Raw genomic sequence first — 15529 nt, forward strand, 5'->3', positions numbered from 1 at the left:
AGGATTTTATGGGCGGAAATGTATTATTAATCAGTCAAAATTTTTACCCAGAGCTTGGTTCGGCAGCCAATAGAATGAAAAAGATGTTTGAACAATTAGATTCAAAAGGCTATCATCCTGTAATTGTCACAACTGAGCCGTCATACCCTAATAGAGATTTATTTAAGACAAATCAATATTTTAATGATGAATATTTAAATCATTTAGAGGGCAAACGAATTCATCGTATAAAAATGAGATTTCAAAAACAACATCCAAATCTTTTATTCAGGCTATTGTATTACATTGAACTCATGTTAAAAATAAGATTTTATTTAAAGAAAGCCGGAAAATTTCAAAATATTATTGTGTCAAGTCCAAATATATTTTTAGCTTGGGGTACCTTATTCTTTAAAGTAAATAAAAAAGCAAAGTACTTTTTAGAAATTCGTGATTTATGGCCAGATAGTTTTCTCGAATTAAAGCAAGGTAAAATTAAGTATATTGCCCCTTTATTAAAGTTTCTCGAAAAGAAAATGTACCAACAAGCAGATGAAATCATCGTAAATAATCCATATTTTGAAAAACATATTAATCAACTAACGGATAGACAAAAAAACTATATCTATCTTCCAAATGCTTTATCTAAGGAAGAGCGCAACGTCGTAGAGAAGTTAGAAGCGTTTTCAGTAATATATACAGGCAATGTGGGATATGCTCAAAATGTAGATGAACTGATTGAAATCGCACGATTATTAAATCAACATCAAATCCATTTCACAGCTGTGATATACGGTGTGCAAGCAGACAAATTTCGAAAAGTGGTTAAAGAAGAACATTTAGAATACGTTAACCTGATTCCACCGATGGAACGTCAATCGTGTTTACATTTGATATCTCAACATCATGTATCGCTTTCAATATTACAAAATACAAACATATTCATGAATGTAATGCCTGGAAAAGTCATCGATAGTATTGGTAGTAATACACCAGTTATATCTAATTTAGGTGGAGAAACTTATCAACTTATTAATAAAAATGAAATTGGTTTTTCAAAAAAAAGTGCGACACCTCATGAAATTGTTACATATATTATCAATTTGAAAAATGATACGAATAGGTTGAAAAGTGTGATAAACAACACACAAAAAGTAAGTGAATCCCATTTTAATTGGGAAAAAAATATAAATAAACTTACTCGAGCTTTAAGAGGTGATTAGGTGTTTGAGAATGAAACTACTGTAACTTCAAGTAACTATGAATGCATGTATGTTAAGTTGGGATCAACAGATCACTCAATATATACAGATGAAAACTTTGAAAGTGAGACTCACCTTTTGGAACATAAAAATAATGTTTTCGAAGTGTTATATGAGTATGATAATAGTCAAAAAGTAGCTATAAAACATCAAAAGCATGTTTATTTCACATACAAAAACGACGTCATTCCAATGCTATTTTCTGAATACGATTTACATGCTAATCACATCGAGTTAATTTTCTATGACAATGGTTGGTTTAGTTATGAAGTGGGAAGCGATAGTGAAGAGTCAATCGATATTACGAATGAATGGCAATTGATAGCAAATCACTTTAAAATATTGAATGTTTTACAAATGGAAAAATACGCCATTTCAATCAAAAAGTTGCTAGATGATAATATTCACGCAAGAGAGTCGCTATCTCAACTCTCTAAGGAAAAAGAAAAAATATTAAAACGTTATCTTAATTTAAGAAAGTCTAAATTAGGTCAAATTCAAGTTAAATTATGGGAGTTTCGTTCATGAATTTAAAAACTTTGAAATATTTGTTGTTCGGTAAAATGAAACCATTTCAAATGACGGAAAAGCCTATTGATATTAAGTCTGAGGAAAATGAAGTTTTAAAATCTATATCAGAAATAATGGATATCAATCCTGGTGAAGCAACTTATAAAATAAATCAACTGGGATTTTTATCGGAATATGTTGATTACTTAAAAGTGTTTCATCAAACAGGTAAAGGTGACTTGAGTTCGGTATACGATGACATAGACATTGATGAAGCTATAGTAACAAAAGACTTATTTTTGAATTATAAGGTTGGTATTATTGCTGACACCTTTTTATATCGTGCACTTGAAGGATCCTGTCATCTTAAATACATTAACCATAATGGTCAAGATGATGATTATGATTTTGTCATTATCGCATCGACTTGGAAAGGGATTGATGGTTACTGGGAAGGTAATACTAATATAAATAGTGAAAAATATGAAGAATTAACATATTTTATCAGATCTTTAAAAAAGAGAAACATACCTGTTATATTTTTTAATAAAGAGGATCCCGTTAATTTTGATGTATTTAAAATGCATGCCAAAGAGGTTGGAACTGTTATTACAACTGAAGTGAGCTACAAAGAAAAATATCGTCAATTAATAGGAAATGATCAAGTTTATCATACGCATTTTCCTATTAATCCAAGCATTCATAATCCTATCAATAAGTCTCATGATACAAATCAATCTGTGGTATTCGCAGGGTCTTGGGTTCAAAAGTATCAAGAGCGTATTAATGATACAAGAACGTTGTTTGATGGTGTAATTAGAAGTGATTATGATCTGACAATATTTGATAGGAATTTGTGGTTAGATCAGACAAAATATCAATTTCCGTCGAACTATATAAAATATATAGCTGCGCCATTAACACATGAGCAAACGATGAAGATGCATAAGCTTCATCCTAATGCAATTAACTTGAATACAATTAAATATTCATCAAGTATGTGTGCAAATCGTGTATTTGAATTGCAAGCAATGGGGAATTTTTTAATATCCAATTATAATACGTTTGTAAATATGGCCTTTCCACAAGTTCAAATGATTTTTAATGAAAATGATGTCCAACCTACACTTGAATTAGATGCACTTTTATTAGATCGTGCGAAATCATCAAGCATTCAAAATATGATGCTGAATTTCAATCATTTCAAGTGGCTCCGTAATATTGCTATTATCTTAGGATTTACAGCGAAAGATTTTAAGGAACCGACTATTACTGTTATTAAGGAACCGACGGATATAGATATTGAAACTATTGTAGCTCGGCAGAGTTATGACAATATTATTATAAGTGAACCAGGTGAGCAGATTACCACGCCATACTATACATACTTTAGTAGTCAACATGAGTATGAGTCAGATTATTTAAAAAACATGGTAGCTGCTACGATGTATGCGGATGTGGAATTTATAACGAATAGTGATATACATGACGAATTTGTTAATGCATACTCATCAAAGTACTTAACGTTGTTTAAGACGGGAATTACAAATTATCGAAAGGGTTATACATTAGGAAAGACATACATAGATAATCATCCCCTTGAACATAATTTGAAAACACCTGAATTGAGTATTATTGTACCTGTCCATAATAACGGTAGTCATTTGGAACACAAATGTTTAAGATCTATTATCAAAAACAAAGATTTTGAACGATTTGAAGTGATTTTAGTAGATGATGGTTCTAGTGATAAAACAACAATAGAGATCTTGAAATTTTTTGATAGACGTTATCCAAATATTCAACTTATTCATTTAGATGAAGCGTCTGGAAGTGCATCTACACCTAGAAATATTGGGATTCAAAATGCTAAAAGTGACTATATTACTTTCTTAGATCCAGACAACGAGTGGGTTGGAGATGGTATCAATCAGTTACTTCATCGAATCAAATCGAATGCTCAAATAGATATGGTTATTGGAAATATGTTGAAAGTGGATAATGAAAAAACACAAGAGCATAATTACTATCATTATTTTACAAATTACGCACAGTCAGAAGTAACGAACAGTACACAGGAATTATTAAGACAGACGAAACTTAAAACTGCAAGCATTCAAGCACTTATTGTGAAAAAATCATTAATTACATCTAACAATATCAGAATGGTACCAGGTGCATTAGGACAAGATTCATTATTTTTCCTAGAAATCATGCATAATGCGAACCACGTGGAAGTTATTGATACAATGATACATGTTTATTATGCTGCAGTACTCACATCGATGACTAATACAATTTCAAAGTCTTTTTTTGAAAAGTATATTTTAATTGAAAAAGAAAAGATAAGTTTTTTGAAGAAAAATAATTATTTAGATGTATATATGAATCATAGGTTTAATTACTACATGAAGAATTGGTATATCAAACGAATTAGAAATAGCAACGTTGTAGATCAACCAGTCATTGAGGAGTTTTTAAAATTATACTCTTTATATGAAGGTATCAAAAGACCTGTCGATAAAGCATTAGAAAATGAAATAAAAAATCTAAAAAGTGAGGTTTAACAATGGCTTATTTACTCATAACTAATGCGTATCCTAATAAAGACAAAATATATGCGAATGCATTTGTTCATAGACGTGTTAAGGAATATATAGCACGTGACCTTGATGTAACTGTAGTAGTATTTACAACGAAGATTAAACGTGACGAAATATATGATGGTGTGAGAGTTAAGTATATGGATGAATCTCAACTGTATAACCATCTCTTATATCATCAATATGATAAATTACTATTTCATTTTATTAACTACAAAATGTTCAATGCAGTAGAGCGTATTGAAAATAAACCAGATATTGTCGTTTGGCTACATGGATTTGAGGCTGAAAATTGGTATACGCGTTATTATAATTATCTTGCGTCTCCAAAAGCGCTTAAAGAACAATTACGTAAAAAAGATGAACATTATCCGTACCAACAAGCATTTTTAAGACATTTAATGCAAAGAGATGATATACGTGTTCAATTTATTTATGTTTCAAGAGGATTAAAAGAATACTATGTAGATCCATTTGTCGGAGTGGAACCAAAGGAATATTATATTATTCCTAATATTATTGATCATAAGCTTTTCCCGTATCGTGAGAAAAAAGAAGAAGATCGATTCAATATTTTATCTATTAGACCATTTACTGCAAAGAACTATGCGAATGATTTAACGGTTCGTACAATACAACTACTTTCTAAAAAAAGTTATTTTAAGAAGTTGACTTTTTCAATATATGGTGATGGACCGTTATTTGATCAAATTACTAAACCTATAAAACATTATAAAAATGTAAATTTAAATAAAATGTTTGTACCACAACCTGAAATTTCCAAAATTCATGCTGAAAATGGTATTTACTTAGGGCCAAGTCGTCATGACTCTCAAGGTGTTTCATTAAATGAAGCGATGAGTTCAGGACTTGTACCAATTTCGAATCATATTGGTGGTATTCCGGATTTTATTCAACACGGTAAGAGTGGCTTTTTAGCTCAAAGAAATAATGTTGAAGAAATGGCAGAATACATTGATTATTTAATTAAGCATCCAGATCAATTTTTAGAAATGAGTCGAGAAGCATCAAGTTCGATTCAACAATTAACTGGAACTCATAATGTGATTGAAAAAGAGGTTGAGGTGATTACTGATGGGAAACATTAATTATAAAAAAGCATATGAATATTTAGAAGAACAATTAGAAGATATTATGATTGAAACAGCAGAATTGTTAGATAACAATCCAGCTACTTTGAAAATTGATGATATTATAGTTAATCGAAAGCAAGAAGGTAACGTTGATGTCATTATCAGTAGCTCAGGTGAAAACATGGAATATGCCTTGTATATTTATAAAAAAGGTGAATCTGTAGCATTAGAAAAGTTAATGTACCAACACTCAAACACTTTTAATTTAGATTTAGAACCTGGCCGCTATAAGATCAAAGGATTCGTGAGACAAAATCGAGAACAAAAAATATCAAAAGATAAAGAAATTAGAGTTTACTAAATGGAGTGAGTTAGTGATGAACGATTATATTATATCAAATAATTTATCTAAATCTGAGACAACACTAACAGTAATATTCAAAAATCAGTCAAATGCTTCAGTGCAAGAAGTTAAACAAAGTATGAGTGAATTTGATCAAATCATCTTTAACTTTGAAGAGACAATCACCAAATCAGATATGGAAGTAGTTCAAGAACTATTAAAAACTGTTAAGAAAACAGCAATGATCCTCACATCATTTGATCTGAAGGCGAATCACAAAAATAAAATATTACAGGTTATCAAAGAAATCAGTGAGAGTAAGAGAATTAATATTTATTATATTGAAGATGGAAAATTAAAAGTAGAATTTTTAGATGTAAGTACTGTTCAATATAACCATGATCATAATAATCAACTATTTAAATCTGTTGAGGAAGAATTGGAGATTGCTCAACAGATTCCAACATATGATGATAAAGCATTAAAACAAGAGCTCATAAAAATTAAAGAAGATTATGATGAATTATATGCTGTTTATTTATATACGCATAAACGAATGCAATATGCTTTTAGAGAATTGCATAAATTTAAAAGAAGTGCTTGGACATATAAGAAGCAATATTTAAAATATGAAATGGTGTTAGATAACTTAGAAAAAGTGTCAACTTATAAAAAACGACTGAATAAGAAGAATATAAAAAAAGCAGTTAATCTGTTATTGAAGAAGGTGAGAAAATGAAAAATAATGAAATTTATACACCTGAACAATTAGAAGCAATGAAACAACCACATAAGAAGAAGACACATACTTTTATTGATGAATTATTTAATACTAATTCCTCCTTCCGTCCACAAAATTTATCTAAAGGCATTGCTTATATTAATTATATTGATAATTTAGATTTTACAGAGATTGAAGATTTAGTAATTAATTATGATCAGATTATTTTAGTGTTTAAACGTAGCGAAGATATGGTGAAGTTTGTTGAAAGAGATTTAAGTCATAGTGCAAAAATTCAAGCATTTTTAGACAATAGTGATTTCAATGAAACCTTTAAGTTCATTATTAAACAGATTCAGTATACGCACTGTATATTTTCCTTATATCACGAAGATATCAAAAGGGATGTATTGATCAACAAAAATGATTTGAAATCTAGTATTGTATATCATCTAAATGGTTTTAATATCTATCCGACTTACATTGTTAGAAACTTAAGTTTCGACCATACAATTAATAAATTTATAAAGTATTATATTAATGAAGTTTGTAATTTTAGTATAGGTGTGTCTCACATTAGATTAGAGGACTCTGAAGAGAGCATACATACTATTGATATATCATCATTTCATGAAGTTATACAAGCTTTGGACACTATTAATGCGATATATGCGCAAACCAAAAGCTCTAATTTATCTTTAAGTTATAATGACGAAGCAAATGCTTTAATTGACAGTATCAAACTGTATATGGCCGGTTTAGAAGCAGACGATAGAGAAGAAATCAGAAATTATATCATTAATCATACGAATCAGTTTAATTTTAGTCGTTTGAATGATGGTCAAGCTGAAACTCTCGTCATTGCATATTGCTTTCCACCTTTCATTGATACAAGTGGTAATGTAATGGCCAAGCGTATACGTGACAAAGGTGAAGTTGTTGATATTATTTCTAACAATATGTCTCGCATTCGAAAAAAAGATATGAAACTCAACAGTTTATCAGAACACTTGATAGATGTTCATTATCTATTAGATGCCAAGCAAGCTTTTTCAAGTTGGGAAAGTATTTCAGGATTCACTGAAAAAGGTTTAGATGTTATTTATCAAAACCAAAAGGTATATCAAAATTTATATTCAAGAGCCATGTTTCCTCAGTCGCATTTTCTAGCGTTTGAAATTAAACGTTCAAATCCTGAAATTTATTGGAGAGCAGAATTTTCAGATCCGCTACATTCAACTGTGACAAGTGATTTACGCTATGCACCTATCACAGATGAAATATATTTAGAAACAGTAAAACAACAAATTAAACCTAATCTAAGAGAACTTGTAGATGATAATGTGTTCAATGTGTGTGAATTATTAGCACTCTCTCATGCTAATGAGTTGATTTTTACTAATGAAAATCAACTAGAGTATATGATTGAGCGTTTTGATGAAACAATTAAAAATTCTATACGAGAACGTGCAGTGATTTCACGACACCCAATACCATTAAAAGAGGACTACAGAAAGGTCATTTCTAATTATCAAGTTTCACCAGATTACGTTAATTTAGGATATTTTGGAAACTTTTACGCGACTAGAGGCTTTAATGAAATTGAATTGGTTTGTAAATATCTTGAAATTGCTGGAGAAACAAATTTTAAAATTCATTGTTTTACAAATATCAATGGTACGGTCAAAAGATTATATCAAGCGAGTGATTTCAAAGAATACATTATACTACACCCACTAGTAGGGTATTTTGAATTTTTAAATATTACTACTATGTTTGATGGTTTATTATTATTTGATGCACATACTATAGGAATTAAACCGCTTAATCCTTATATTCCTTCAAAATTGAGTGATTATAAAGGTAGTGGCAGAAAAGTTTGGGCATTTACGGAAGAAAATAGTATTATGGATAGGGATGAAGATATCTTAAGAACACGTATGAGTGATTATGAACACTATATAGATAACTTTAAAAAAATTAAAGGTTTTGCTTCTCGCTTTAATCTTTGAGTAAGTAAAAAGGTGATGTAATGACTTACAAAGTAAAAGTTGATAAAGTTTCTAAAATTTATGATTTGAATAACAGTAAAATTAGTAAAATCATATCTTTGCTATCTTTTGGCTATTTTTATAAGCCTAAACCATATTATGCATTACATGATGTTTCATTTGAAGTTGAAGAAGGGATGTCAGTAGGATTAATAGGATTAAATGGGTCTGGTAAATCTACGCTTTCTAACATACTTGGAGAAGTGCTTTTACCTTCTGAAGGTTATGTTGATATAAAAGGTAAATCATCGTTAATAGCTATATCTGCGGGATTAAAAAACGACTTTACAGGTGAGGAAAACATTCGTTATAAATGTTTAATGCATGGCATGTCCTCTAGTGAAATTAAAGCAATTTTTGATGATATTGTTGCATTTTCAGAGTTAGATGAATTTATTTATCAACCTATTAAAAACTATTCGAGCGGTATGAAAGCGAGATTAGGTTTTTCTATCGCAATTCATACTAATCCCGATGTACTTATAGTAGATGAGGCTTTATCAGTAGGTGATGAAACGTTCGCCAACAAATGTATTGCTAAAATGAAAGAATTACAAAGAGAAGGGAAAACAATCTTCTTTGTTTCACATTCTGCTGCTCAAATTAAAAATTTATGTGATAAAGCGATATGGATACACTATGGACAAATGATAGAATACGGTGATGTTAACTATGTCGTGAATAGATATAACACCTTAATTAGAGGATTTAAGGCTAGAGATAAAGCAGGGCAGTTAGCATATAAGAGAAAAATGCTAAGATTACAACAACAAAGAAGTGATACCATTACCACTTCTGAATATGATCGTGTGCATTGGACTTCTTTTATACCTGTTTTAGGTTCATTAACATTGTTTATTATAAGTATTTTATGGCAATTAGGATTTTTTTAAATTAAAACAAGGAAGCTGATGATATTATGAAAAAAGTGGGCATGTTTGTATGGAATCACTTTACAAATGATGCGCGTGTTAATCGTGAATGTACAGCTTTAGCTGAAGCGGGATATGATGTTGATTTAATTGCAATTAATGACCCTAAAAACCCGGCGATACAAGCATATGAAAAAGTACAAGAACGATTTAGAGTACACCGAGTAAAACGTTATCCTTGGCTACTACAAGCATACTCAGACTACGGAAAGAAATTTTTGCTCGTTGTTGGCGGTGTGTCTGTGAGTATTGCTATTGGCCTATTCTATGTTAATTTTATGATTTTAAGTAGTTATCTCATTATGTTACTTGCGGGTGCAGCATCTATTAAAATACGTAAAGTCCGAAAATTTATCGTAAATAGTGCTATTATTGCAAGAATGATTGTAAAGGGCTACCTTATAAATCCAGATATTTATCATTCCAACGATTTAAATACGTTACCACAAGGTATTGTTTGTGCAAAATTAAGACTTAAGCCTAAGCCATTAATTTATGATAGTCACGAAGTACAATCGGATCGTACAGGTTATAATCCTCAACGAATTAAGAAAATTGAACGTTTCTTATTACACTTTGTAGATGAAATGATGGTAGAAAATCATACACGTGCGAAACATAATGAAACATTATATGGCTTTTATCCTAAAACGCTTTATAATTACTCAGAGTTATATGATATTGAGCAACGTAAAAAGATAGATTTACATCAGAAATTAGGAATTGCTCCTGATGAAAAGATACTATTATACCAAGGAGGCTTACAACAAGGAAGAGGACTTGAAAAACTAATCGAAGCTATGCCGTTAATTCAAGAAGGGGTATTAGTATTCATTGGTGCAGGTAAATTGACTGAACCTTTAAAAGCACAAGCGGAGCAATCGCCTGCGAAAGATCGTATCTACTTTTTAGATAAAGTGCCATTCCAAGAATTACCAAGTATAACGCGCGAAGCTTATTTAGGTTTTCAAGTGTTACAAGATATTTGTTTTAATCATTATTCAGCAAGCTCAAATAAGCTATTTGAATACATTATGGCACATGTTCCGGTAGTGGCTAGTAACTTCCCAGAAATTAAAAAAGTGGTCGAAGATAATAAAGTTGGAATTTCAATTGATCCACATCACGTGCAAAATATTGTTGATGCTGTAAATACTTTACTTAATGATAAAGAATTATATCAAACATTCAAACAGAATACAGAATCAGCAAAGCAAATATATAATTGGCAAAATGAAAAAGCAAAATTACTTGAAGTGTATCGCAATTTAGAACCATCTACATCTGTTATTGGAAAACTAAATACGCAGTTAAAGTAAGAGTCTTTCCATAAAATATGTTTAAAAGCATTTATTTATAAATACTTTTTTTGTGAAGTGGGTATAAAGATAATGTAAAGAAAATATTAAGTTGGAGGGTTTATGTATGAAGTATAAGATTTTAGGTTTATTATTATCAGCAGGGATTGTGTTAGCAGCGTGTGGTAATGATAACGATACTGATAATAAAGATGCTGATAACAACCAATCTAATAATCAAACTGAACAAACAGACAAGTCTAATAACGAGAATTCTAAAGACAAGGATGATCAAAACAAAGATGATGACACAGACACTGATAATGACACAAACAAAAATGCATCAAATAATGATCGTACTATCGCAGTAAATGATGTCAAGACTGAACCAAATGATGCTGTGAAGACAGCTAAAGATTCATTTGATGGCGATGTAACAAGCATCGAATATAAAAAAGATAATGGCGAATGGATCTATGAGATAGACTTAGTCAATGGTAATGATGAAGGCGAAGTTAAAGTTTCAGATGCCGACAATAAAGTAATCAATACTGATAAAGACACTGATGACGATAATGATAACGAGAAAACAATTAAATATGATGACGCAATCAAATATGAAGACGCTGTGAAAAAAGCTCAAGACGAAGTCTCAGGTGATTTGAAAAAATGGAAATTAGGCCATGATGATAATCAATTCGTATATGAAATTGAATTATTAGATGGTACAGATGAAAAAGAAGTTAAACTTGACGCTAAATCTGGCGATATCATCTCAACTGATAATTAAGTATAGGAATAAGAAGGGGAATGACTCAAAGCCATTCCTCTTTTTTGATATTCAAATTGTTAATACTTGAATTTATGGACAGTATTTCAATAATGCCGTGAAGTATTTAACAAAGGTATCATGGTGTATATACGTTAATACGTTTACTGATTTTTCTGGATGATTAAAATCAACATAAGTTCGGCCTAATAATGTAGAATCATTAAGTTCAACACTGACATGAGCGAAATCTGTTTCAAATTGGTCCGGATAACATAAATACATAATGGTGTATGCATCATATATATTTAACCCATATTTTAAAGATTCATTACGATAGTGTTTGAATAAGTTGAATAACATATTTCCTGTTTGGTTCATTTCTTTCATTTGAGGTAGTAATGTAAAAGGTAATTGACTTTTGCGCACAATGTCTAAACCAATCATTGTAATCGGAATGTCTAAAGAAAATACGATATGCGCTGCTTCAGGATCGGCATATATATTGAATTCAGCTGCTTCTGTCACATTACCCTTACCTATACTGCCGCCCATCAGTACAATCGATTCGATATGATGATGTACTTCTGGAAATGATTTTAAAAGTAATGCAATGTTAGTTAATGGGCCGATAGGAACGAGTGTGATAGGTTGAGGCGAGTTTAATATAGTGTCTCTCATTATAAGTAACGGGTTACCATCCTGTGTTGTTGTGGTTGGTTCTTCGAAGTTGAATCCAGCTAATCCATTATCACCATGAACATGAGGTGCATGAATGGCTTTACGTAAAAGGGGAGTAGCTTGACCTTGAACCACTGGGATAGATTGACTAAAAAATTGTAAGAGTTTTAATGCATTACGCGTTGTCTGATGCACATTTACATTGCCATGAACAGTTGAGATTAACTTAACCTCTAACTTAGGATGATGTAGCGCAAAAGCAATAGCAGCAGCATCATCTATACCTGGATCAGTATCTATAATAATAGGTCTTTTCATAATTTCAGCCTCCTAAATGAAGAGAGTTGTAATCGGATTTAAAAGTATAAGAAAAGCACTTGTGTCGTTTAAACACAAGTGCTTTTTTCAGGATGATTATAGGTGAGAACTGTGTCCACCTTGCATTACCCAGTAAGTTCCGACAACAATAACGATTGTAATGATAATCGCGAAAATAACTTTTGCAAGTTGTAAGCGACCATCTTTACCTTCAGTTAAATGCATGAACATAAGAAGTTGAAGGAAAGCTTGGATGAATGCAAATCCAAAAATAATTGTAATTTTAGCATTAAGTGCCATTGATGTGTAAAGAGTCACGAATACTGCGAGTAACGTTAAAATGATTGAGGCAATAAAGCCGATTGTATGTTTAACTATTGTATTCATCCGCTATACACCATCCCTATCATATATACGGCAGTAAAGATGAAAACCCAAACAACATCTAAAAAGTGCCAGTATAAACTTGCTATAAATAATTTAGGTGCATTAAATTTGTTTAATCCACGTGTTGCCACTTGAATGATTAAACCAGTAATCCAAACAATACCAAGTGAAACGTGGGCACCGTGTGTACCTAGTAAGATAAAGAAACTAGACCAGTACGACCCTACTGTTGGGTTAGCACCTTCATGAGCGTAATGCGCAAACTCATAGATTTCAAATCCAACGAAACCAACACCAAGTAGTACTGTAATGATCATCCAAATCATTAATAAATTTTTCTTTTCTTGACGCATAAAGTAAATCGCAATACCACAAGTATATGAACTTGCTAAAAGTAAGAAAGTCATTATTAATACAAGTGGTAATTCAAACAACTCGGTAGTCATCATACCACCGTAGCCACCACCGTGTTGTAGTGTTAATAGTGTTGCGAAAAGCGTACCGAAAAGGGCAAATTCAGCTGTAAGGAAGATCCAGAAACCGAGCTTATTTAAATTTCCTTCATGCGTACGTGAATCAATTGTATTAACATTATGACTCATGGCTCATTGCCTCCCTTTCTTCTTGACGTGCTTTTCTTAAACGTGCTTCTGTTTCAGCAACTTCACTTGCTGGAATATGGTAACCATGATCTTGTTGGAAACTTCTCCAAAGCATAAGACCAAAGATACCTACTAATGAAAGGATAGCTGGTAAGATTGTCTCGAATACTAAGAAGAAACCGCCAATTAAGAAGAAGAGACCCATCCAGAATCCAATATGAGTATTGTTAGGCATATGAATGTCACTATAATTGTGATTATCTAAGTAGTGACGACCTTGTGCTTTCATTTCAACGAATGAATCGATATCGTCCCAATCTGGAGTAATCGCAAAGTTGTATTTAGGTGGAATTGCTGAAGCAGTTGACCACTCTAAACCACGACCTAGACCATTCCAGTTATCACCAGTTGCTTCACGTGGTGCTTTAATATGACTGTAGACGATATTACCAACAAAGATTAAGAAACCAATTGCCATTAATGCTGCACCGATAGATGAAATAAGGTTTAATAAGTACCAACCATCTTCAGGCATGTAAGTGTATAAACGACGTGGCATTCCGTCAAGACCTAAAATGTACTGAGGTAAGAATGTCACATTGAAACCAATCATAAAGATCCAGAAGAACCATTTGTTTGGTTTTTCAAATAGCTTGTATCCCATTGCTTTTGGATACCAGAAAATCATAGCTGCAAACGCTGCAAATACAACACCCGCTACAATTGTGTAGTGGAAGTGTGAAACTAAGAAGTAAGTATTATGGTATTGATAGTCAGCTGACGCCATCGCTAACATAACACCAGTTACACCACCGATAACGAAGTTCGGAATGAATGCTAATGAGAATAGCATTGGTGATTCAAATGTAATACGTCCTTTGTGTAACGTAAATAACCAGTTAAAGATTTTAACACCTGTTGGTACGGCAATTAACATTGTTGTAATTGAGAAGAATGAGTTAACGAGTGCACCGTTACCCATTGTATAGAAGTGGTGAACCCAAACTAAGAAACTTAAGAATGCGATACCACCAGTTGCCCATACCATACTTTGATGTCCGAATAAACGTTTACGTGCAAACGTTGGAATAATTTCTGAATAAATACCGAATGCTGGTAATACAAGGATATAAACTTCAGGGTGCCCCCATACCCAGAAGAAGTTTGCCCATAGCATTGGCATACCACCATTTGCTACTGTAAAGAATGCAGTGTCAAAGATTCTGTCAGTAGTCATAAGTGCTAATGCAACTGTTAATGGTGGGAATGCTAAAATAATGATTAGCATTGTTACAAATGTAGTCACAACAAACATCGGCATTTGCATGAATGTCATTGAAGGTGTTTTTAGTCGCATAATTGTTACGAAGAAGTTAACACCAGTTGCCAATGTGCCGAGACCAGCAATTTGAATTGCAATTAAGTAATAGTTTACACCAGGTCCTGGACTAAACTCACCTGCAAGAGGTGCATAGTTTGTCCAACCAGCAGCAGGAGAGCCACCAATAATAAATGAAATATTGAATAGTAACATACCTGCTACGAATAACCAGAAACTAATATTATTTAATACTGGGAATGCAACGTCACGTGCACCAATTTGTAATGGAATAATGATATTCATTAAACCAATAACTAAAGGCATCGCCATGAATATAATCATGATTACACCGTGAGTTGAGAAAATCTCGTTGTAGTGATTTGAGCTTAAGAATGGGTTGTTTGGTACAGCTAATTGAATACGAATAAGTAGTGCGTCAATACCACCACGTACGAACATTAAAACTGCACAAATTAAGTACATAAGCCCAATTTTTTTGTGGTCGACCGACGTGAACCATTCCTTATATAAATATCCCCAAAGCTTAAAGTATGTGATAGCAGCGATGACACCAATAACTAAGAAAGGCGCACCAATCTGAGCCATTGTAATCATCCAGTTACCTTTTACTAAAAGCTCATTCCATGGAAAGTCCAAC

The 15529-nt window shown here is 32.0% G+C and carries 14 protein-coding genes; 10 read left to right on the forward strand and 4 right to left on the reverse strand.

Features of this window, described 5'->3' with window-relative positions; all coding sequences use genetic code 11:
* Nucleotides 1-8 precede the first annotated feature (8 nt).
* The 10 genes from HHH54_RS07190 to HHH54_RS07235 all read left to right on the forward strand — a co-directional run bounded on the left by HHH54_RS07190 (nt 9) and on the right by HHH54_RS07235 (nt 11583).
* The gene (locus HHH54_RS07190; protein ID WP_198618168.1) at nt 9-1202 is read left to right on the forward strand and encodes a glycosyltransferase family 4 protein; all 1194 of its coding nucleotides are present in this window, start codon (nt 9-11) and stop codon (nt 1200-1202) included.
* A complete protein-coding gene (locus HHH54_RS07195) occupies nt 1203-1769 on the forward strand; it encodes a hypothetical protein (RefSeq protein ID WP_198618169.1) in 567 nt (188 codons plus the stop codon).
* Nucleotides 1766-4318 carry a glycosyltransferase gene (locus tag HHH54_RS07200; RefSeq protein WP_198618170.1) on the forward strand — a complete coding sequence of 851 codons (2553 nt, stop codon included), beginning with the start codon at nt 1766-1768 and terminating at the stop codon, nt 4316-4318. The genes HHH54_RS07195 and HHH54_RS07200 overlap by 4 nt, the downstream gene beginning before the upstream one ends.
* Nucleotides 4319-4320: 2 nt before the next feature.
* Nucleotides 4321-5463: a glycosyltransferase family 4 protein gene (locus HHH54_RS07205; protein ID WP_198618171.1), complete on the forward strand. Its 1143-nt coding sequence runs from the start codon at nt 4321-4323 to the stop codon at nt 5461-5463.
* Nucleotides 5450-5809 carry a hypothetical protein gene (locus HHH54_RS07210; protein ID WP_198618172.1) on the forward strand — a complete coding sequence of 120 codons (360 nt, stop codon included), beginning with the start codon at nt 5450-5452 and terminating at the stop codon, nt 5807-5809. The genes HHH54_RS07205 and HHH54_RS07210 overlap by 14 nt, the downstream gene beginning before the upstream one ends.
* Before the next feature lie 16 nt (nt 5810-5825).
* Entirely contained in the window at nt 5826-6530 is a 705-nt protein-coding gene (locus HHH54_RS07215) for a hypothetical protein (RefSeq protein WP_198618173.1), read from the forward strand.
* Nucleotides 6527-8524, forward strand: a complete 1998-nt coding sequence (locus tag HHH54_RS07220; protein ID WP_198618174.1) for a hypothetical protein — start codon at nt 6527-6529, stop codon at nt 8522-8524. Before HHH54_RS07215 ends, HHH54_RS07220 begins: the two co-directional genes overlap by 4 nt.
* Nucleotides 8525-8544: 20 nt before the next feature.
* Entirely contained in the window at nt 8545-9456 is a 912-nt protein-coding gene (locus HHH54_RS07225) for an ABC transporter ATP-binding protein (RefSeq protein WP_198618175.1), read from the forward strand.
* A gap of 26 nt (nt 9457-9482) precedes the next feature.
* On the forward strand, nt 9483-10814 hold the full coding sequence (locus tag HHH54_RS07230) for a glycosyltransferase (protein WP_198618176.1): 1332 nt from the start codon (nt 9483-9485) through the stop codon (nt 10812-10814).
* A 106-nt stretch (nt 10815-10920) separates the two neighbouring features.
* Complete coding sequence (locus HHH54_RS07235; protein ID WP_198618177.1) at nt 10921-11583, forward strand: PepSY domain-containing protein; 663 nt, start codon at nt 10921-10923, stop codon at nt 11581-11583.
* A 72-nt stretch (nt 11584-11655) separates the two neighbouring features.
* On the opposite strand, the gene HHH54_RS07240 is transcribed toward HHH54_RS07235, so the two are convergent.
* The 4 genes from HHH54_RS07240 to qoxB form a co-directional block, all read right to left on the reverse strand.
* Nucleotides 11656-12561 carry a nucleoside hydrolase gene (locus HHH54_RS07240; protein WP_198618178.1) on the reverse strand — a complete coding sequence of 302 codons (906 nt, stop codon included), beginning with the start codon at nt 12559-12561 and terminating at the stop codon, nt 11656-11658.
* A gap of 96 nt (nt 12562-12657) precedes the next feature.
* On the reverse strand, nt 12658-12948 hold the full coding sequence (gene qoxD, locus HHH54_RS07245; RefSeq protein WP_198618179.1) for a cytochrome aa3 quinol oxidase subunit IV: 291 nt from the start codon (nt 12946-12948) through the stop codon (nt 12658-12660).
* Nucleotides 12945-13550 carry a cytochrome aa3 quinol oxidase subunit III gene (gene qoxC / locus HHH54_RS07250; protein WP_198618180.1) on the reverse strand — a complete coding sequence of 202 codons (606 nt, stop codon included), beginning with the start codon at nt 13548-13550 and terminating at the stop codon, nt 12945-12947. Before qoxC ends, qoxD begins: the two co-directional genes overlap by 4 nt.
* Complete coding sequence (gene qoxB, locus HHH54_RS07255) at nt 13540-15528, reverse strand: cytochrome aa3 quinol oxidase subunit I (RefSeq protein ID WP_198618205.1); 1989 nt, start codon at nt 15526-15528, stop codon at nt 13540-13542. The genes qoxC and qoxB overlap by 11 nt, the downstream gene beginning before the upstream one ends.
* Between the last annotated feature and the right edge of the window lies 1 nt (nt 15529).

Source organism: Staphylococcus canis (assembly GCF_016238445.1).
Taxonomy (GTDB): domain Bacteria; phylum Bacillota; class Bacilli; order Staphylococcales; family Staphylococcaceae; genus Staphylococcus; species Staphylococcus canis.